This window comes from Buttiauxella izardii (assembly GCF_003601925.1).
Taxonomy (GTDB): domain Bacteria; phylum Pseudomonadota; class Gammaproteobacteria; order Enterobacterales; family Enterobacteriaceae; genus Buttiauxella; species Buttiauxella izardii.
Map to the genome: position 1 here is coordinate 39718 of NZ_QZWH01000027.1, position 19059 is coordinate 58776.

At 51.8% G+C, this 19059-nt stretch carries 15 protein-coding genes; 5 read left to right on the forward strand and 10 right to left on the reverse strand.

Features of this window, described 5'->3' with window-relative positions; genetic code table 11:
- Window positions 1-84: 84 nt before the first annotated feature.
- From hcr to aqpZ, 4 genes are all read right to left on the reverse strand, one after another.
- The gene (hcr, locus tag D6029_RS12710; RefSeq protein WP_120065110.1) at window positions 85-1053 is read right to left on the reverse strand and encodes an NADH oxidoreductase; all 969 of its coding nucleotides are present in this window, start codon (window positions 1051-1053) and stop codon (window positions 85-87) included.
- Between the two features lie 9 nt (window positions 1054-1062).
- The gene (gene hcp, locus D6029_RS12715; RefSeq protein WP_120065111.1) at window positions 1063-2715 is read right to left on the reverse strand and encodes a hydroxylamine reductase; all 1653 of its coding nucleotides are present in this window, start codon (window positions 2713-2715) and stop codon (window positions 1063-1065) included.
- Between the two features lie 143 nt (window positions 2716-2858).
- Complete coding sequence (locus tag D6029_RS12720) at window positions 2859-3758, reverse strand: LysO family transporter (protein ID WP_120065112.1); 900 nt, start codon at window positions 3756-3758, stop codon at window positions 2859-2861.
- A 170-nt stretch (window positions 3759-3928) separates the two neighbouring features.
- Complete coding sequence (gene aqpZ, locus D6029_RS12725) at window positions 3929-4624, reverse strand: aquaporin Z (RefSeq protein ID WP_120065113.1); 696 nt, start codon at window positions 4622-4624, stop codon at window positions 3929-3931.
- A gap of 468 nt (window positions 4625-5092) precedes the next feature.
- Between aqpZ and D6029_RS12730 the strand changes: the two genes are divergently transcribed.
- Window positions 5093-6748: an ATP-dependent endonuclease gene (locus D6029_RS12730; RefSeq protein ID WP_120065114.1), complete on the forward strand. Its 1656-nt coding sequence runs from the start codon at window positions 5093-5095 to the stop codon at window positions 6746-6748.
- Between the two features lie 3 nt (window positions 6749-6751).
- Here D6029_RS12730 and D6029_RS12735 read toward each other — a convergent pair whose 3' ends face one another.
- Window positions 6752-7699 (reverse strand): VirK/YbjX family protein, encoded by a 948-nt coding sequence (locus tag D6029_RS12735; RefSeq protein WP_120065208.1) that lies wholly within the window; start codon window positions 7697-7699, stop codon window positions 6752-6754.
- 141 nt (window positions 7700-7840) lie between these two features.
- On the opposite strand from D6029_RS12735, the gene macA reads away from it, so the two are divergent.
- Together macA and macB are read left to right on the forward strand one after the other, a co-directional pair.
- A complete protein-coding gene (gene macA / locus D6029_RS12740; RefSeq protein ID WP_120065115.1) occupies window positions 7841-8956 on the forward strand; it encodes a macrolide transporter subunit MacA in 1116 nt (371 codons plus the stop codon).
- The gene (macB, locus tag D6029_RS12745; protein ID WP_120065116.1) at window positions 8953-10899 is read left to right on the forward strand and encodes a macrolide ABC transporter ATP-binding protein/permease MacB; all 1947 of its coding nucleotides are present in this window, start codon (window positions 8953-8955) and stop codon (window positions 10897-10899) included. Before macA ends, macB begins: the two co-directional genes overlap by 4 nt.
- A gap of 89 nt (window positions 10900-10988) precedes the next feature.
- Here macB and cspD read toward each other — a convergent pair whose 3' ends face one another.
- A complete protein-coding gene (gene cspD / locus D6029_RS12750; RefSeq protein WP_034456407.1) occupies window positions 10989-11213 on the reverse strand; it encodes a cold shock-like protein CspD in 225 nt (74 codons plus the stop codon).
- A gap of 321 nt (window positions 11214-11534) precedes the next feature.
- Between cspD and clpS the strand changes: the two genes are divergently transcribed.
- A complete protein-coding gene (gene clpS / locus D6029_RS12755) occupies window positions 11535-11855 on the forward strand; it encodes an ATP-dependent Clp protease adapter ClpS (RefSeq protein WP_034456405.1) in 321 nt (106 codons plus the stop codon).
- A 27-nt stretch (window positions 11856-11882) separates the two neighbouring features.
- Window positions 11883-14156, forward strand: coding sequence for an ATP-dependent Clp protease ATP-binding subunit ClpA (gene clpA / locus D6029_RS12760; RefSeq protein ID WP_120065117.1), 2274 nt, complete (start codon window positions 11883-11885; stop codon window positions 14154-14156).
- Between the two features lie 101 nt (window positions 14157-14257).
- On the opposite strand, the gene infA is transcribed toward clpA, so the two are convergent.
- From infA to cydD, 4 genes are all read right to left on the reverse strand, one after another.
- Window positions 14258-14476: a translation initiation factor IF-1 gene (gene infA / locus D6029_RS12765; RefSeq protein WP_002211347.1), complete on the reverse strand. Its 219-nt coding sequence runs from the start codon at window positions 14474-14476 to the stop codon at window positions 14258-14260.
- Window positions 14477-14767: 291 nt separating this feature from the next.
- Entirely contained in the window at window positions 14768-15460 is a 693-nt protein-coding gene (gene aat / locus D6029_RS12775; protein ID WP_120065118.1) for a leucyl/phenylalanyl-tRNA--protein transferase, read from the reverse strand.
- 55 nt (window positions 15461-15515) lie between these two features.
- A complete protein-coding gene (gene cydC, locus D6029_RS12780; RefSeq protein WP_120065119.1) occupies window positions 15516-17237 on the reverse strand; it encodes a heme ABC transporter ATP-binding protein/permease CydC in 1722 nt (573 codons plus the stop codon).
- Complete coding sequence (cydD, locus tag D6029_RS12785) at window positions 17237-19003, reverse strand: heme ABC transporter permease/ATP-binding protein CydD (RefSeq protein WP_120065120.1); 1767 nt, start codon at window positions 19001-19003, stop codon at window positions 17237-17239. The genes cydC and cydD overlap by 1 nt, the downstream gene beginning before the upstream one ends.
- Between the last annotated feature and the right edge of the window lie 56 nt (window positions 19004-19059).

Here is a 19059-nt window from a genome sequence, read left to right on the forward strand (position 1 = left end):
TCAGTTAACGTAAACAAGCTTAGTCAAGGAAACAGAAGAGGCGGAGCAGAAAGTGCCACCCGCAGTCGGGTGGCATGGGTTTGATCAGGCGAGAACTAAGTCACTTTGCGGATGGCATGAACAGGCCAGCACATAACCGCTGGTGATTTCGGCTTCGGTCAACGTCATGGAACTGCTGACGGTATATTCACCGGATTCGATTTTGGTTTTACAGCTACCACAAACACCGGCACGGCAGGCGGCATTCACCGGCACGCTATTGCTTTCCATTGCTGCCAGCAGCGTGCTGCCTACTGGCGCGTAGAACTCGCGCAGGGGGTTCAGTGTGGTGTACTTCAAACCACTTTCAACCGGGGCGGCGACAGGGGTGAAGAATTTCTCAGAGTAAAATTCGCTCACGCCCAGCGCTTTGACCTCTTTTTCGACCAGTTCCATATACGGCGCGGGGCCGCAGGTCATGACGGTGCGCAAGGCGATATCCGGCACCGTTACCAGAATTTCGCGCGTTAAACGCCCGGCGATAAAACCGTGCGTCGCGTTATTCTCGGCAATCAGCGCCACCGGGTAATTGCGCCATTCGTTAGCAAAAATCACGTCTTCTGGCGAGTGAACGTTGTAAATCACCTGCACGTCGGCCTGCGGGCGATGTTTTGCCAGCCAGCGGCGCATCGCCATAATCGGCGTGACGCCACATCCTGCCGCCATCAATAAATAGCGGTCGGTAGTGAGATTTTCGCAGGTGAATTCGCCCTGGCCTTCGGACAACCAAAGGTAATCGCCGGGTTTCACATCTTGAGTCAGCCATTGGGAACCAACGCCATTCTCGATGCGCCGAATCGTCAGCGTGATAAACGGGCTGAGTCCCGGCGTGGAAGAGATTGTGTAAGCGCGCAGTGTTTCATCGCTATTACGAATACTCACCAGCGCGTATTGCCCGGCCTTGTAAGGATAGAAGTCGTGATTAATCAGCGACAGCGTCCAGACATCCGGCGTTTCCTGGTGAATATGATGCACCTGCATACGATGCGGGCACAGTGGCGTTGGCATAGTCATGGCGTCTCCTTATGCGCTCATCAGCTGTTGAATGTCTTGCTCAACGGTAGTAATGGCGCGCAGGCCAAATTTCTCGTTCAGCACAGCCAGCAGATTTGGCGTCAGGAATCCAGGCGCGGTAGGGCCGGTGACGATATTGGTCACGCCCAAAGAGAGCAGGGTCAGCAGAATAACAATCGCTTTTTGCTCGAACCACGAAAGCACCAGGCTCAGCGGCAAGTCATTCACGCCGCAGCCCAGTTTTTCAGCCAGTGTCACCGCCAGAATAATGGCTGAGTAAGCATCATTACATTGACCGGCATCGACCAGGCGCGGCAGGCCTTCGATATCGCCGAAGTCCAGTTTGTTGAAGCGATATTTACCGCAGGCGAGTGTCAGGATCAGGCAGTCTTTTGGCACGCTGGTGGCAAAATCGGTGAAGTAGCTGCGTTCGCCACGCTCGCCGTCGCAACCGCCGACCAGGAAGATATGGCGCAGTTTTTCACGGCTGACCAAATCAATCAGCGTATCGGCAGCGCCAAGCAGCGTCTGGCGGCCAAAGCCGACGGTGATCAGGTGCTCGATTTCGCTGTACGGGAAGCCCGCCATTTGCTGCGCCTGAGTGATGACCGGTGCGAAATCGTCGCCTTCGAGGTGGCTAACGCCCGGCCAGCCGACGATGCTGCGTGTCCAGATACGGTCAGTATAAGAACCGACTTCCGGGTTGATGATGCAGTTGGAGGTCATCACCACTGGGCCTGGGAAGCGGGCAAATTCTGTCTGCTGGTTCTGCCAGCCGCTGCCGTAGTTGCCAACCATGTGTTTAAATTTACGCAGTTCCGGGTAGCCGTGGGCTGGTAGCATTTCACCGTGGGTATAGACGTTAATGCCTGTCCCTTCGGTTTGCTCAAGCAAGTTGTAGAGATCTTTCAGGTCGTGGCCGGAAATCAAAATACATTTGCCAGCCACCGGGCGCACGTTGACTTGTGTTGGCGTTGGGTGGCCGTATTTTTCAGTTTCGCCGAGATCCAGAATGCTCATCACTTTGAAGTTCATCTGGCCGATTTCCATGGAGCACTCAAGCAGTGCGCCCATGTCCGCAGGCCAGGTGCCGAGCCACGCCATAATTTTGTGGTACTGCGCGTAGATGTCGTTGTCGTACTGGCCGAGAACGTGGGCGTGTTCCATATAGGCTGCTGCACCTTTCAGGCCGTACAAGCACAGCAGGCGCAGGCCGAGGATATCTTCGCCGATTTCTGCTTTATCGCGGTTTGGCGCGAAGTCAGCCGCCTGGCGCTGTAAATCGCCCAAATCTTTGCTGATCAATTGCAGCTCGGCCATTGGGTTGGCAACGGTGATATTTGGGTTAATCGCCAGGCTGCGAGCTTTTAAGCTTTCACGTAGCGTAATCGCTTCTTGCGCGTAACCGACGATACGTGGGGAGTCGAAGTTAACGTTGGTCAGGGTAGAGAAGAAAGCGCGTGGCGCAAAGTTGTCGATATCATGGTCGATGATGCCAACTTCACGCGCAGCAATTGCCCATGCAGAAAGCCCTTGTAACGTGGCAATCAGCAGGTCCTGGAGATCCGAAGTTTCGGCAGTCTTGCCACACATCCCCTGCGCATAAGAGCAGCCGTTACCGGCTGGGGTGCGGATTGTTTGTTCACATTGCACACAAAACATGATCGTACCTTTTTAAGTTATATTTAAAATGCATGTTTAAGGTTATGCCTGGTTCGATAAGGGGAAAAGGGATTTTTGCTGCAACTTAGAGGGAGATTGATTTAGCGCAAATTTGGCGGCAGGAACCTACCGCCAACGAGGTATCACGAGGCGAAAAAGGCCATCAATAAAGGCGTCAACAAGCTGAGAATAAAACCGTGAACAATCGCCGCCGGAACAATTTCTAACCCGCCGCTACGTTGCAAAACCGGGAGCGTGAAGTCCATTGACGTTGCGCCAGACAACCCCAACGCGGTTGATCGGCTGCGGCGAACCAGGCCAGGAATCAACATGATGGCCACTAATTCACGCGCCAGATCGTTAAAGAACGAGGCGCTGCCAATCACCGGGCCGTAAGATTCGGTCATTAAAATACCCGAAAGCGAATACCAGCCAAATCCTGAAGCCATCGCCAGCCCGGTCTTAATCGGCAAGTCGAGAATAAAGGCATTGATAACGCCACCGGCAAGGGAGCTGAGGGCGACCACCACCGCGACAATCATGCCGCGCCGATTGAGTACGATCTGTTTTAGCGTCATGCCGCTATTACGCAACTGGATACCGACCAATAGCAGCAGGAAGATTAACGTGTATTCGCTGGCATCGGTTGCGTGCTGCAAAATAGGCCAACCCGCGAGGCCCAGAATAAAACCGGCAACGACGACGCCGCATAATTTGAGTGATTCCAGCGCCATTGCAATACGAGACGGGAGCTTCTCTTGCTCGTGGCTGTGCCGCCATGGGATAGAGCGCTCAAGCCAAAGGAGTGCGGCAGCATTGCACAGCAATAACACCACCACGGTGACCGCGGCGTAATGGAAAATTGCCAGCAGATTGCTTGCCAGGTTGTCGAGAAAAGCAAGGCTGATGCCCATGAAAAACAAGATGACGTAAACAATCCAGCTTAATAAGCGATTGATAAGCTTTAACAGACTGGTTTGTTTTAGAGGAATGAGGTAGCCGATAATCAGCGGCACTAAAATAATAAGCAATCCCGAAAACATGGTGCTGACAATCCTTGCGATAAAAGTAACGGCGTACGTCACACTACCCAAAGATAAGGGATGAGTAAAGCTACGAAAAAACAGGGTTTTTATGCAGAAAGGAGATTTTAGCAGGGGGCTGAAAGAGTTACGTCACCTGCCGAAAACCAGCAGGTGACGCATAAAGCTAATTAGTTACGTTTTTCCAGCAACGTACGGTAGATAACACCGCCGAGGATACCGCCGATGATTGGCATCACCCAGAACAGCCAAAGCTGCTCAAGCGCCCAACCACCCTGGAAGATAGCCACCGCAGTACTACGCGCCGGGTTCACGGATGTGTTAGTGACTGGAATACTGATTAAGTGAATCAGAGTCAGCGCCAGGCCAATAGCAATCGGTGCGAAACCCGCTGGAGCAAATTTATCGGTTGCGCCATGAATAACAATCAAGAAGCCACAGGTTAATACGATTTCAATAATGATTGCGGAGAGCATGGAATAATGATCTGGCGAATGTTCACCATAACCATTCGATGCAAAGCCGCTGGCCGCTGCATCAAAACCACTTTTTCCGCTGGCAATCAAATACAAAATACCGGCTGCAACAATACCGCCAATAACTTGTGCAACTACATAACCAATCACTTCTTTTGCCGGGAAGCGACCGCCAGCCCATAAACCGAGCGTAACCGCCGGGTTAAAGTGGCCGCCGGAAATATGCCCGACAGCATAGGCCATTGTTAATACCGTTAAGCCAAATGCTAACGCCACCCCGGCAAAACCTATCCCCAATTCAGGGTATGCCGCGGCAAGAACCGCACTGCCACAACCACCAAATACTAACCAGAACGTACCAAAAAACTCCGCTGCCAATTTCCTGAACATAACCACCTCTGCATTTCATAATTTTAGCTACGGGCAAGGCAAATAAAGGGCCAGCCCGATTATTTTTTGTCACTACTATTTAAGGCGTAACGCAAATAATTAAAGAGCCGTAATGTTAATGAGATCACTAAGTCAGAACTAGCCTATAAAATCCTAAAAAGTTGATTTAGAGCAATGAGATGGCATTCCTTCAAACAATAAACACGTTGAAAGTATAGAAGACATTTTAATAAAGTAAGGGTTTCCTGCTATTAAATGCACGTTTGGATAACCGTGGTAATAGCAAGTATTAATTGCAAAAATTCAAGTTAAAATTAAATAGTTTAAAAATTGAAATTTAACTAATTCCTGCTACGTCATAAATAACGTCAGGTGCGGGCCTGCAAGCTACTGGACGAAAGGTATATACTCAAATAATCGAATGAGTGGCGCAAGCTAATGGAAAGTTTCAACCAATCTGGAGGGATTATGTTTCTCGAGCGTGTAGAAATTGTCGGATTCAGGGGTATTAACCGCCTTTCGTTAATGCTTGAGCAAAACAACGTGCTCATCGGCGAAAACGCATGGGGTAAATCCAGCCTGCTGGACGCGTTAACGTTGTTATTGTCGCCACACGAAACGCTTTACCATTTTAATCGTGATGATTTTTACTTTCCGCCGGGCGATTTGCAGGGTAGGGAACACCATTTACACATTGTGCTCACCTTTCGTGAGGCGGCTCCGGGGCATCATCTGGGGCGGCGTTACCGCTCACTTGCACCGGTGTGGGTTGAGAGCAATGACGGTTTTCATCGCATTATGTACCGCCTGGTCGGTGAGCTTGCCCCGGACAATACTATTCTCACGCTACGCAGTTTTCTGGATGATAAAGGCCACGCTATCGAGCTGGATGATATTGACGCCGTGGCGAAGCAAATAATCCGTCTTAACCCAGTGTTACGTTTGCGTGATGCGCGTTTTATGCGCCGTTTACGCAATGACAGCATTCCCACCATGCCCGAAACTGAAATGACCGCCCGCCAGCTTGATTTCCTGGCGCGTGAACTGGTGTCGCGCCCGCAAAATCTTACGGATGCGCAACTGCGCCAGGGTTTGTCTGCCATGGTGCAGTTGCTGGAGCACTATTTTTCCGAACAAGGTGCGGCGGCTCACCAGCGTTTATTGCGACGTCGCTCCCATGATGAACAGCGTAGCTGGCGTTATCTCGACATCATCAACCGTATGATAGATAAGCCCAATAGCCGCGCGCATCGTATGATTTTATTGGGGATGTTCTCTACGCTTTTGCAAGCGAAAGGTAGCGTGGCGCTGGATAAAGATGCCCGTCCGTTGCTACTGGTGGAAGACCCCGAAACGCGTCTGCATCCGATTATGCTGTCGGTGGCCTGGCATTTATTAAACCTGCTGCCGCTGCAAAAAATCACCACCACCAATTCCGGTGAACTATTGTCGCTTACGCCCGTGGAGAACGTCTGCCGCCTGGTACGTGAATCATCAAAAGTCGCCGCCTGGCGACTTGGCCCCGGCGGCATGAACGCTGAAGACAGTCGCCGTATCGCGTTTCATATTCGGTTCAACCGCGCCTCTTCGCTGTTTGCCCGCTGTTGGCTATTGGTGGAAGGGGAAACCGAAGTGTGGGTGATGAACGAACTGGCGCGCCAGTGTGGGCATCACTTCGACGCCGAAGGAGTGAAAGTGATTGAGTTCGCTCAATCCGGCCTGCGCCCGCTGATTAAGTTTGCACGGCGCATGGGCATTGAATGGCATGTGCTGGTGGACGGTGATGAGGCCGGGAAAAAGTATGCTTCAGTGGTGCGCGGTATTCTGGAAAACGACAGGGATCAGGAGCGCGACCATTTGACCGCGCTACCTGCAATGGACATGGAGCATTTCATGTATCGCCAGGGTTTTGCGGATGTGTTCCACCGCGTGGCCCAAATCCCCGAAAACGTGCCGATGAATATGCGGCGCATTATCGTGAAAGCTATCCATCGCTCCTCAAAACCCGATTTAGCGATTGAGGTGGCGATGGAAGCGGGAAGGCGCGGCGTGGAAGCGGTGCCGTCGTTGCTGCGCAAGATGTTTTCCCGCGTGCTCTGGTTGGCTCGTGGCCGCGCTGATTAGTTCCTAAAGCTGCTGGTCGATTTGCGCCATCATCTCGTCCAGCAAAGTGTAGCGGCGGCGATACTCCGCGCGTTTTTTACTGGCGATTTCCTCGATGGGTTTGCGCAGCATATTTAGCGGCAGTTGATAGAAACCCGCCGGCGTTAATTCTCCGCTCATGGACTCCCAGAAACTGTCGTAATCGGCATGGATTTTGTCTTTTTTCTTTTTTGCATAACGCCACGAGCTGTAAATATGCGCGCCGTTGCTCACCGCCAGAATCTGACTCACGCCTAAGTGATGCGCTAACAAACAGGCTGCTTCCAGCACCAGGCGTTTCGGGAATAAACCGTGGCAGGCTTTGGTGGCAGTTTGAATGTATTCATGTGGAATATCACTTTTTGCTCCCTGTAATCCGCCGATAAACAGCGTCGGTTTGCCATTTTGTTGGCACAGCGTGAAGGTTAATCCGGCGAGGGCAATACCATCGTCACGACTCAGCGTTATCGTCGCTTCACCTTCTTTATCTGCAAAGGCGATGGCGCATAAATCAAGATGGTAGAAGTTCTCATCTTTACCCGTTATTGTTGCCAGGCGGGCACCGCGAGCGGAATAGTGCTGCTGTAACAAGTGCTCAGGCAGGGCTTGGGTTAAGGTGTGATAGTGGAAAGACAATGCGTTAACAGCATCCTTACGGTTAAAATTCGCCGTTAAATAAGGACGATGGGCGCGGCAGGGTAAGCCCGGTTGCACTGCGAGCAATTTTTCTAAGTAAGGTTGGTGAGACAAATCGCCCAGCAAACGAGCCGTAGCAAGCGGGTTTGCCAATGAACGCAGGACGAATTTCCGACGATACGCCGGGTTTTTCCAGGCAATTCCGGGCATCCATTGTCCGGTTGCTAAAGTGAGAAATAATCGCCAGCCATTGCGCTGAGTGGTGGGTATAACTTCGTTTACGGCAACTGGATACATGGTTGATGTCTGGTTGATGGGTTGTGATGTAATTTCACCATCCGTTTGCTCAACGAACATTCAATTGCCACTTAGATTCAGATGACCATATGATTTTTGTTGATACTTCGTTTAATTAGCCAGTCTGTTTGTAGGATACCTATGAGATTTAAGGGAAAAATTAAAAAGCGCTATTGGCTTCTGGGCCTGCTGGTTTTGCTGCTCGGGATCTGGCTATGGCAGTTTTTAAATGCACCAGCGCCGGTCTATCAGACGATGATCGTGCGCAAAGGCGAGCTACAACAAAGCGTGCTGGCGACCGGAAAACTAGATGCACTACGCAAGGTTGATGTTGGTGCGCAGGTCAGCGGGCAGCTCAAAACGCTGTCGGTGAACATCGGCGATAAAGTGAAAAAGGATCAGCTGTTGGGGGTTATCGATCCTGAACAAGCGCAAAACCAAATCAAAGAAGTGGAAGCCACGTTAATGGAATTGCGTGCCCAGCGCCGCCAGTCAGTGGCGCAGGCAAAACTCGCGCAGGTGACGTTAAATCGCCAGCGGGCATTGGCAAAAACGCAGGCGATTTCGCAACAGGATCTGGACACCGCAATCACCGATCTGGAAGTCAGACAGGCGCAAATTGGCACCATTGATGCGCAGATTAAACGTAACCAGGCGTCGTTAGATACCGCAAAAACAAACCTCGATTACACGCAGATCGTCGCCCCGATGGCGGGTGAAGTAACAGAAATCACCACCAAACAAGGCCAGACGGTCATCGCCGCGCAACAAGCGCCGAACATTCTGACGCTGGCCGACCTCGGTACGATGCTGGTGAAAGCTCAAGTTTCCGAAGCTGACGTGATTCATCTTAAGCCCGGGCAAAAAGCCTGGTTTACGGTGCTGGGTGACCCGCTGACGCGTTATGAAGGCGTGCTGATTGATATTCTGCCGACGCCGGTCAAGGTCAACGACGCTATCTTCTACAATGCGCGTTTTGAAGTACCGAACCCGAAAGGCGTGCTGCGCCTCGAAATGACGGCACAAGTACATATTCAACTCGGCGGCGTAAAAGATGTGCTGACCGTTCCGCTTGCAGCACTCGGTGAGCCAGTCGGCGATAACCGCTACAAAGTTTCGGTATTGCGTAACGGTGAAACCCGCGACCGCGAAATCACCATCGGGATGCGTAATGACACGATTGTGCAGGTCGTGAACGGCCTGACCGAAGGCGAAGAAGTGGTGATTGGGAAAAGCACCGCCGGGAGCGCACCATGACGGCACTGCTTGAGCTGCGGGATATTCGCCGTAGCTATCCGTCGGGAGACGAACAAGTCGAAGTGCTTAAAGGCATTAACATCACCATTGAATCGGGTGAAATGGTGGCGATTGTCGGGGCGTCTGGCTCCGGTAAATCAACGCTGATGAATATTCTCGGCTGCCTGGATAAACCGACCAGCGGTAGTTACAAAGTGGCCGGGCAAGATACCGCAGTGCTCGACAGCGACGCACTCGCCACGTTACGTCGTGAACACTTTGGCTTTATCTTCCAGCGTTACCATTTGCTTTCGCATCTCAATGCCACGCAAAACGTTGAAGTCCCTGCGGTGTATGCCGGAACAGCGCGAGTTTACCGCCAGCAACGGGCGCGAGCTTTGCTGATGCGCCTCGGCCTTGCCGAGCGTGTGGAATATTTGCCGTCACAGCTTTCAGGCGGGCAGCAGCAGCGTGTAAGTATCGCGCGCGCGCTGATGAACGGCGGGCAGGTGATTCTGGCCGATGAACCGACCGGTGCGCTGGATAGCCACTCCGGCGAAGAAGTGATGGCGACGCTAAAGCAACTGCGTGAGCAGGGGCACACGGTGATTATCGTGACGCACGATCCGACGATTGCCGCGCAAGCACAGCGGGTGATTGAAATTCGTGACGGTGAAATTATCAGTAATCCGCCGTCGGTAGCGCAAGAATCTACCGCGACCAAAGAAGCGAAAATTCAGCCGACTTATTCAGCCTTTCAGCAAACTATCAGCAGCTTCCGCGAAGCATTTACCATGGCCTGGCTGGCGCTGGCGGCTAATAAAATGCGCACATTGCTGACCATGTTGGGGATTATTATCGGCATCGCTTCGGTGGTGTCGATTGTGATTGTTGGCGACGCGGCAAAACAACTGGTGTTACAGGATATCCGCTCGATTGGCACCAACACCATTGATGTCTATCCCGGCAAAGATTTCGGCGATGACGATCCGCAATATCAACAGGCGCTGAAATACGATGACCTGGCGGCTATCACCCAACAGCCGTGGGTCAGTTCAGCCACTCCGGCGCTGTCGAGTAATTTACGTGTGCGCTACGGGAATGTCGATGCGGCGGCAAGCGTGAACGGCGTCAGCAGCCAGTATTTTAACGTTTATGGCATGACTTTCAGCGAAGGCAATACGTTCAACGAGGAGCAACTGGCCGGGCGGGCGCAAGTCGTGGTGCTGGATAGCAATACCAAACGCCAGCTGTTCCCGAATAAAGCCAAAGTGGTGGGTGAAATCATCCTGGTTGGCAACATGCCTGCAACGGTGATTGGCGTGGCGCAAGAGAAGCAGTCGATGTTTGGCAGCAGCAAAATTCTGCGCGTCTGGTTGCCGTACAACACCATGGCCGGGCGAGTGATGGGGCAAAGCTGGCTGAACTCGATTACGGTGCGTGTCAACGAGGGTTATAACAGCCACGAAGCCGAACAGCAGCTCAATCGGTTGTTGCAGTTACGTCACGGTAAGAAAGATTTCTTCACCTACAATATGGATGGCCTGTTGAAAACGGCGGAAAAGACCACACGTACTCTTCAGATGTTCCTGACTTTGGTGGCGGTGATTTCTTTGCTGGTGGGCGGGATTGGCGTGATGAATATCATGCTGGTTTCGGTGACTGAGCGGACGAAAGAGATTGGTATCCGCATGGCAGTCGGTGCCAGAGCCAGTGATGTATTGCAGCAGTTTTTGATTGAAGCGGTGCTGGTGTGTCTGGTCGGCGGCGCGTTGGGGATTTCGTTATCGCTGTTAATCGCCTTCACGTTGCAACTGGTTTTGCCGGGTTGGGAGATTGGTTTTTCACCGATGGCATTACTCACGGCATTTGCCTGTTCCACCGCAACGGGAATTATTTTTGGCTGGTTACCCGCGAGAAATGCAGCGCGGTTAAATCCTATTGATGCGTTAGCGCGTGAATGATTTTAATCTTTGGTATTACGTTTGGTTATAAAAATGCCAGCGTACAAGCTGGCATTTTGATTTAGGGATGTACACAATGAAACAAAAGGTCAGGCGACCGCTGCTTCAAGTTCAAGAGGCACAATCAAACTAGCGTGATTGCCTTTTGGCCCCTGATGTACATCAAACCTGACAGTTTGTCCGGCTTTCAGCGTTCTGTAACCATCCATCTGAATGGTGGAGTAATGTGCGAAGATATCTTCGCCGCCGCCCTCGGGGCAGATAAAACCGAACCCTTTGGCGTTATTGAACCATTTAACTGTACCCGTCTCCATGCTTCTACATCCTTCGTAAATCTTATAAGTGAGATGGAATGAACCGGTGGGTGAGGGCGGGCTGTTCAAAACCTCGCCAACTCACGCTTGTACAATGTAGATAATTTAACCATGTCGTCAAGCATTGCACGGGGGGGGACGATTGAAAATGAATCAAAAATTTGAAGCAGTTAACGCTATTGTGATTAATGTGACAGAGCTCTCGAATGAGAATCACTGCCCTTTGAACACAATGAATCACGTTAGCTGAAAGCGTATTACACTCAACCTATGGGCTTCGCCTTAATGACAATGGGCGATTAAACATGATGACGATTTGCAATGGGTAAGACGAACGATTGGTTGGATTTCGACCAGCTGGTGGGTGACAAACTGCGCGAAGCGCTGAAACCACCGTCGATGTATAAAGTGATGTTAATGAACGATGACTACACGCCGATGGAATTTGTTATTGACGTGCTGCAAAAGTTCTTTTCTTATGATGTAGAACGTGCAACGCAATTGATGCTCACTGTGCACTATCAGGGTAAAGCTATCTGTGGCATTTTTACTGCAGAAGTAGCGGAAACCAAAGTCGCGTTAGTGAACCAGTATGCAAGGGAGCATGAGCATCCGCTGCTGTGTACGCTAGAAAAAGCCTGAAGAAGGCAAAATTTGGGGGAGGTGCCTATGCTCAATCAAGAACTGGAACTCAGTTTAAACATGGCTTTCGCCAGAGCGCGCGAGCACCGACATGAGTTTATGACTGTCGAGCATCTGTTGCTGGCTTTGCTCAGCAACCCATCAGCTCGTGAAGCGCTGGAAGCGTGTAGCGTAGATCTGGTGGCGCTGCGACAGGAACTCGAGGCCTTCATCGAACAAACCACACCGGTTCTGCCAGCCAGTGAAGAAGAGCGTGATACTCAACCTACGCTCAGCTTCCAGCGAGTGCTGCAACGTGCGGTGTTCCACGTCCAGTCTTCTGGTCGCAGTGAAGTGACTGGCGCAAACGTGCTGGTGGCTATCTTTAGCGAGCAGGAATCCCAGGCAGCGTATCTGCTGCGTAAACATGAAGTCAGCCGCCTTGATGTGGTGAACTTCATCTCTCACGGCACACGTAAAGACGAACCTAATCAGGCTCCTGGAGCTGAAAATCCGGTCAATGAAGAGCAAGCAGGCGGGGAGGATCGTATGGAAAACTTCACCACCAATCTCAACCAGCTTGCACGCGTGGGAGGGATAGACCCCCTGATTGGCCGCGAGAAAGAGCTTGAGCGCGCCATCCAGGTTTTGTGTCGTCGCCGTAAAAACAACCCGCTGTTAGTGGGTGAATCCGGGGTGGGTAAAACCGCTATTGCCGAAGGGCTTGCCTGGCGTATCGTGCAGGGCGACGTTCCGGAAGTGATTGCCGATTGCACCATTTACTCGCTGGATATTGGTTCGTTGCTGGCGGGCACCAAATACCGTGGTGACTTTGAAAAACGTTTCAAAGCACTGCTCAAACAGCTTGAGCAGGATCAGAACAGCATCCTGTTTATTGATGAAATTCATACCATTATTGGTGCGGGCGCCGCATCCGGTGGGCAAGTTGATGCCGCAAACCTGATTAAGCCGCTGCTCTCAAGTGGCAAGATTCGTGTTATCGGTTCAACCACCTACCAGGAATTCAGCAATATCTTCGAAAAAGACCGTGCTCTGGCGCGTCGCTTCCAGAAAATTGATATTACTGAACCAAGCGTTGAAGAAACCGTGCAGATTATTAACGGCCTGAAACCGAAGTACGAAGCGCACCATGACGTGCGTTATACCGCGAAAGCGATTCGTGCGGCGGTGGAGCTGGCGGTGAAATACATCAACGACCGCCATCTTCCTGATAAAGCCATCGACGTTATCGACGAAGCGGGTGCGCGTAGCCGCCTGATGCCGGTGAGCAAGCGTAAGAAAACGGTGAACGTGTCTGACATCGAAACCGTGGTTGCACGTATTGCTCGCATCCCAGAGAAGAGCGTTTCGGCAAGTGACCGCGATACGCTGCGTAGCCTTGACGACCGCCTGAAAATGCTGGTGTTTGGCCAGGATAAAGCCATTGAGGCATTAACCGAAGCCATCAAAATGAGCCGTGCTGGATTAGGGCACGATCATAAACCTGTTGGTTCCTTCCTGTTTGCTGGCCCAACGGGCGTCGGTAAAACAGAAGTTACCGTGCAACTGGCGAAATCGCTCGGCATTGAGCTGCTGCGTTTTGATATGTCGGAATACATGGAACGCCATACGGTGAGCCGTTTGATTGGTGCACCTCCAGGTTACGTTGGTTTCGATCAGGGCGGCCTGTTGACGGATGCGGTGATTAAACATCCTCACTCTGTGCTGCTGCTCGATGAAATCGAAAAAGCGCACCCGGACGTCTTTAACCTGTTATTGCAGGTGATGGATAACGGTACGCTGACCGATAACAACGGGCGCAAAGCGGATTTCCGTAACGTGATTCTGGTGATGACCACTAACGCCGGTGTGCGTGAAACCGAGCGTAAATCTATTGGCTTGATTCGACAGGACAACAGCACCGACGCGATGGAAGAGATCAAGAAGATCTTTACTCCAGAATTCCGCAACCGTCTGGACAACATTATTTGGTTCAACCATCTGTCTACAGATGTAATTCATCAGGTTGTCGACAAGTTTATCGTCGAACTCCAGGTGCAGTTGGATCAGAAAGGTGTGTCGCTGGAAGTGAGCCAGGAAGCCCGTGATTGGCTGGCGGAAAAAGGCTATGACCGTGCGATGGGTGCTCGTCCAATGACGCGTGTTATTCAGGACAACCTGAAAAAACCGCTCGCGAACGAACTGTTATTTGGTTCATTGGTGGATGGTGGTCAGGTGACTGTGGCGCTGGATAAAGAGAATCAGAAACTCACTTATGACTTCCACAGTGCGCAGAAACATAAGCCGGAAACCGCGCATTAATTCATTCTTGATGTCATAAAAAAAGGCCAGGTTATTAACCTGGCCTTTTCATTACTAAATTGTTCGCGCCGCCTGTATATACGCAGCGTTAAATAAAACTATCAGCGACTACGGAAGACAATGCGGCCTTTGCTCAGGTCGTACGGGGTCAGCTCTACAGTGACTTTGTCACCCGTCAGGATGCGGATATAGTTTTTACGCATTTTACCGGAGATATGAGCGGTTACCACGTGCCCGTTTTCCAGCTCAACGCGGAACATGGTGTTAGGTAACGTATCAAGTACGGTACCCTGCATTTCAATATTGTCTTCTTTGGCCATCTAATCCTCGAGGGTATCACTACCATAGTTTTGAACCGGCAAGATAATGCCCAAGTTCACGTATCATGTAAAGAATTGTTGGTGAAATCACCAGCGAAAGTGCAATTTGCACATTACCCAAAACCCACTCAAAAGCTGCACTGTTGGCGCTTGCGTTGAGGGTTGCGAAGAGATAAACGATGGGTTGTCCCTGTTAAAGCTAATCCCAAACGGCGGCGGGGTAATGAGCAGAGCTCACTCTGCGGGGCTAATTATAACACTCTTAACAGTAATGTGCCGTAAACATTATCGTTACGACAGGATTTGTGGCACCCAACAATAAGATGCCAGATGTTGTGGACGAAATATCGACAGATGTTCCAGATATTCACGACGCGGAATTTCAATCGCGCCCAAAGATGCGGTATGCGCATTCAGCACCTGGCAATCAATCAACTTCCCGCCATAACTCATAAAATGTTGGCAGAATACCAGCAACGCGGTTTTGGATGCATTTTCCCGGCGGCTAAACATAGATTCACCACAGAACAATGCCCCTTGTGCCACGCCATACATTCCGCCAACCAGTTCATCGTTTTCCCAGACTTCTACCGAATGGGCGTGGCCTAATTCATGTAGCCGCATATAGGCGTCGATAATCTCGGGCGTAATCCATGTGCCTTCTTCACGGTCATCTGCGCAATCGCCGATCACACGTTCGAAAGCGTGGTTGAGCGTCACGCGATAAGGAGAGTGGCGATGGAAGCGTTTCATGCTGCGGCTGAGGTGAAATTGTTCCGGGAAAAGCACCGCACGCGGATCGGGCGACCACCATAAAATCGGGTCACCCGGAGAGAACCAGGGAAAGATGCCGCGCTGATAAGCCATCAACAACCGAGCGGGGCTTAAATCGCCCCCAAGCGCCAATAATCCATTAGGTTCACGCAACGCGCCTTCCGGTGAAGGGAAGGCGATTGAGTCACGAGAAAGCTGAATAAGGCGCATGACGTCACGGCTCCGGGGCTAGCAATAATTATTGATAATAGACCAATTACACAGGCTACAAACGCTGGTGAAAATGATAATAACGGCCAGCGCTGGCCATCAAATCTGCGTGAGTACCTTGCTCAATAATTTGCCCGTTGTCCATCACAATTATGCTGTCGAAATTAGCCAGTCCGCGTAGACGATGAGTGACCATTAACACGGTTTTCTCTTTGGTCACTTCCGCCAGTAAATCAAGAATCTGACGCTCAGTTTCGGCATCCAGACCTTCGGTCGGTTCATCAAGCAAGAACAGCGGCGCATCATGGAGTAACGCACGAGCGATTGCCAGACGGCGCAGTTCGCCACCCGAAAGCTGACGACCCCCTTCACCCAGCCAACTATTGAGGCCGGCATCTTCTAACAGTTTCTCAAGGCCCACGCGCGTCAGAGCTTCGTTCAGTTCGGCATCGCTGGCTGTTGGCGCGGCGAGCAACAGGTTGTCGCGCAGTGTGGCGCTAAACAGGTGAACACGTTGCGACACGACGCTGGTGGAAGCGCGTAATGCGGTTTCATCAAACTCGCAGAGGGCTTCACCATTCAACCGAATTTGGCCCTGTTGCGGTTCCCAGGCGCGGGTCAGCAATTGTAGCAGCGTCGATTTCCCGCATCCGGTACGGCCTAAAATAGCGACATGTTGGCCAGACTCGACCCGCAGCGAAATTTCACGCAGCGCCATTTGCGACTGTTCAGGATAGGCAAAACTCAGGTTGTCGATTTCCAGTTCCACACGTTCAGGCACGACATGGGTTTTCTCGCTGAAAACGACTTCCGGCTTCTGGCTGGTAATTTCTGTCACGCGCAAGGCTGAAGCAATGACTTGCCCCAAATGTTGGAATGCCCCAGTCACGGGTGCCAGCGCTTCAAAAGAGGCGAGTGCACAGAATACAAATAAGGCGATCAGCGCGCCCGGCGTGGTGTTTGCGCCAACACCTGCGGCGGCCATCCAGAGCATCAGAATGACGGCGGCCCCGCTAATTAACAGCATTATCGCTTGCGACAAGGCCGTGAGTTCCGCCTGGCGGCGTTGTGCTTCCTGCCAGTTATCTTCGCTCGTTTCAAGTTGTTGGCGATAACGCTGGGTTGCACCGAAAATCGTCAGCTCCGCGTGGCCCTGTAGCCAGGCAGTAAGCTGTTGGCGATATTGCCCGCGCTGAACGGTAATCGCTTCACCGGTTTTTCTGCCCGCGTAATAAAACATCGGCGGTAATAACACTAATGTCGCCAGCAAAATACCGCCAAGGGTAAGAGCTAATTGCACATCCAGAAAACTGAGCCCGAAAGTGACCACCATAATCACAACAAATGCGCCAACCAGCGGCGAAATCACCCGTAGATAGAGATGATCTAACGTATCGACATCGGCTACCAGACGGTTAAGTAGTTCACCCTGGCGAAAACGTGCTAGCCCGGCAGGGGATAACGGCAACAGTTTGCTAAAGGTGGAAACGCGTAAATGCTGAAGCACGCGGAAAGTGGCATCGTGGCTCACCAGACGCTCGAAATAACGTCCGGCGGTACGGGTAATCGCACCGCCACGCACGCCCGCGGCTGGCAGCATATAGTTGAAGCTGTAAATGCCAGCGACACCAACGACCGATGCCGCGGAGAGGAACCAGCCTGAAAGCGTCAATAATCCAATACTTGCTAATAATGTAATGATCGCCAGCACCACGCCGAGCATCAGCAACCATTTATGGCGGCAGTACAGCGCCAGATAGGGGAGTAGAGCGCGCATTAAATCTCCTCCTGGCGATGTGCCAGTAACGTGGCAAACGGGCCTTCCTGAGAGGCCAGCGTTGCGAAATTCCCTTGTTGCACGATTTGCCCATCACGCATCACCCAAACCTCGTCCCACTCGCTGATGTAATCCAACTGGTGCGTCACCATCAGCGTGGTTTGTTGTCGCGAGGCATTGCTTAATGCTTCCATGACACGTTGTTCGCTATGGGCATCGAGGCTGGCGGCAGGTTCATCAAGAAGTAACAATCCGCATGGCATCAATAAGGCGCGAGCGACGGCAACACGCTGCGCTTGCCCGACGGATAAGCGCGCTGCGGACTCACCCAATGGCGTATCAATCCCTTGCGGCAACAACGACAGGAATTCGTTGACTGAGGCTTTATCTAACGCAGCGGATAATTGTTCTGCGCTGGCGTCAGGTGCCGCTAACAGCACGTTTTCGCGAATCGTAGGAGCCGGGAGTTGCGGGTTTTGGCCGACCCAACTCAGTTGCTCGCGCCACCATTTTGGATCCAGTTCTGAAAGCTCCACACCGTTGACTAAAAGCTGCCCCTGGTAAGGTAAAAACCCAGACAATACATTGAGCAGAGAGCTTTTCCCTGCGCCACTTTGCCCAACCAGCACCACGCGCTGGCTAGCAGAAATCTTGAAACTCAGTGGGCCGGCGAGGGTTTTATCTTCAGTTGATAGAATCACTAAATCACGCGCTTCGATGCTGACCGGTTCGTTATTGTTGAACCGCGCACTACCTTGTTTGCGCTGTTGCAGCGGAGCATCAAGGAAAGTCATCAGGCTATCAGCGGCACCCACTGCCTGCGCTTTGGCATGATAAAAAGTGCCTAAATCGCGTAACGGCTGGAAAAACTCGGGAGCCAGAATCAGTGCCAGGAAACCAGCAAACAGCGTTACGCCGGTACTGTAATGGCCGAAGTTTAACTCGCCAAGGTATGAGAAACCGAAGTAAACCGCGACCAGTGCGATTGAAAGTGAGGCGAAAAACTCCAGAACACCCGAAGAGAGGAACGCGAGACGTAAAACCTCCATGGTGCGCTGGCGGAAATCCTGAGAAGCCGCACGAATGTTTTCGGTTTCTGCATTGCCACGGTTAAACAAACGCAGCGTTTCCATGCCGCGCAGGCGGTCAAGGAAATGGCCGCTCAGACGCGCCAGCGCCTGGAAGTTGCGGCGGTTTGCATCAGCCGCGCCCATGCCTACCATTGCCATAAATAGCGGAATCAGCGGCGCAGTACACAGCAGAATCAGTGCTGCGACCCAGTTAAACGGGAAAATTGCGATCAGAACTAATACCGGAACCATCACCGCAAGCGACATTTGCGGCAGATAACGGGCGTAGTAATCGTGCATATCTTCGATTTGTTCGAGTACCAGCGTCGCCCAACTACCGACGGGTTTACCCTGAATCCAGGCAGGCCCTGCTTCATGCACGCGATCAAGCACTTTGCGGCGAATTTCCTGGCGAATGTGCAACCCGGCATAGAAGCCGACTTTTTCACGCAGCCAGACCACCCAGGCGCGCAAAATAAAAATTAGGATCAGGACAACAAAAAGCAGAAGCAGGGCTTCGCGGGGGATGTTCTCCATGATCATGTGTTGCAACATCCGGGCTAACAGCCAGGCCTGGGCAACAATCAAAATTCCGCTGACTAAACCCAAAATGCGGGAAAGCCCTAACCAGCGGCGCGAAATAATGCTTTGTTGTTTTAGCCAGCGGCTAAGTTCTTGTTGACGGGTTTTATTCATGGATTGTTATTCGTTGCCAGTGCAGGTTGATAATGAAATATCAGGCAAAATTTGCG

Coding starts and splice junctions, on each gene's coding strand:
- cydD (WP_120065120.1), bottom strand. CDS start 19,003: ATGAATAAAACCCGTCAACAAGAACTTAGCCGCTGGCTAAAACAACAA.
- hcr (WP_120065110.1), bottom strand. CDS start 1,053: ATGACTATGCCAACGCCACTGTGCCCGCATCGTATGCAGGTGCATCAT.
- cspD (WP_034456407.1), bottom strand. CDS start 11,213: ATGGAGACGGGTACAGTTAAATGGTTCAATAACGCCAAAGGGTTCGGT.
- aqpZ (WP_120065113.1), bottom strand. CDS start 4,624: ATGTTCAGGAAATTGGCAGCGGAGTTTTTTGGTACGTTCTGGTTAGTA.
- cydC (WP_120065119.1), bottom strand. CDS start 17,237: ATGCGCGCTCTACTCCCCTATCTGGCGCTGTACTGCCGCCATAAATGG.
- clpS (WP_034456405.1), top strand. CDS start 11,535: ATGGGTAAGACGAACGATTGGTTGGATTTCGACCAGCTGGTGGGTGAC.
- D6029_RS12720 (WP_120065112.1), bottom strand. CDS start 3,758: ATGTTTTCGGGATTGCTTATTATTTTAGTGCCGCTGATTATCGGCTAC.
- macB (WP_120065116.1), top strand. CDS start 8,953: ATGACGGCACTGCTTGAGCTGCGGGATATTCGCCGTAGCTATCCGTCG.
- infA (WP_002211347.1), bottom strand. CDS start 14,476: ATGGCCAAAGAAGACAATATTGAAATGCAGGGTACCGTACTTGATACG.
- D6029_RS12730 (WP_120065114.1), top strand. CDS start 5,093: ATGTTTCTCGAGCGTGTAGAAATTGTCGGATTCAGGGGTATTAACCGC.
- macA (WP_120065115.1), top strand. CDS start 7,841: ATGAGATTTAAGGGAAAAATTAAAAAGCGCTATTGGCTTCTGGGCCTG.
- D6029_RS12735 (WP_120065208.1), bottom strand. CDS start 7,699: ATGTATCCAGTTGCCGTAAACGAAGTTATACCCACCACTCAGCGCAAT.
- hcp (WP_120065111.1), bottom strand. CDS start 2,715: ATGTTTTGTGTGCAATGTGAACAAACAATCCGCACCCCAGCCGGTAAC.
- aat (WP_120065118.1), bottom strand. CDS start 15,460: ATGCGCCTTATTCAGCTTTCTCGTGACTCAATCGCCTTCCCTTCACCG.
- clpA (WP_120065117.1), top strand. CDS start 11,883: ATGCTCAATCAAGAACTGGAACTCAGTTTAAACATGGCTTTCGCCAGA.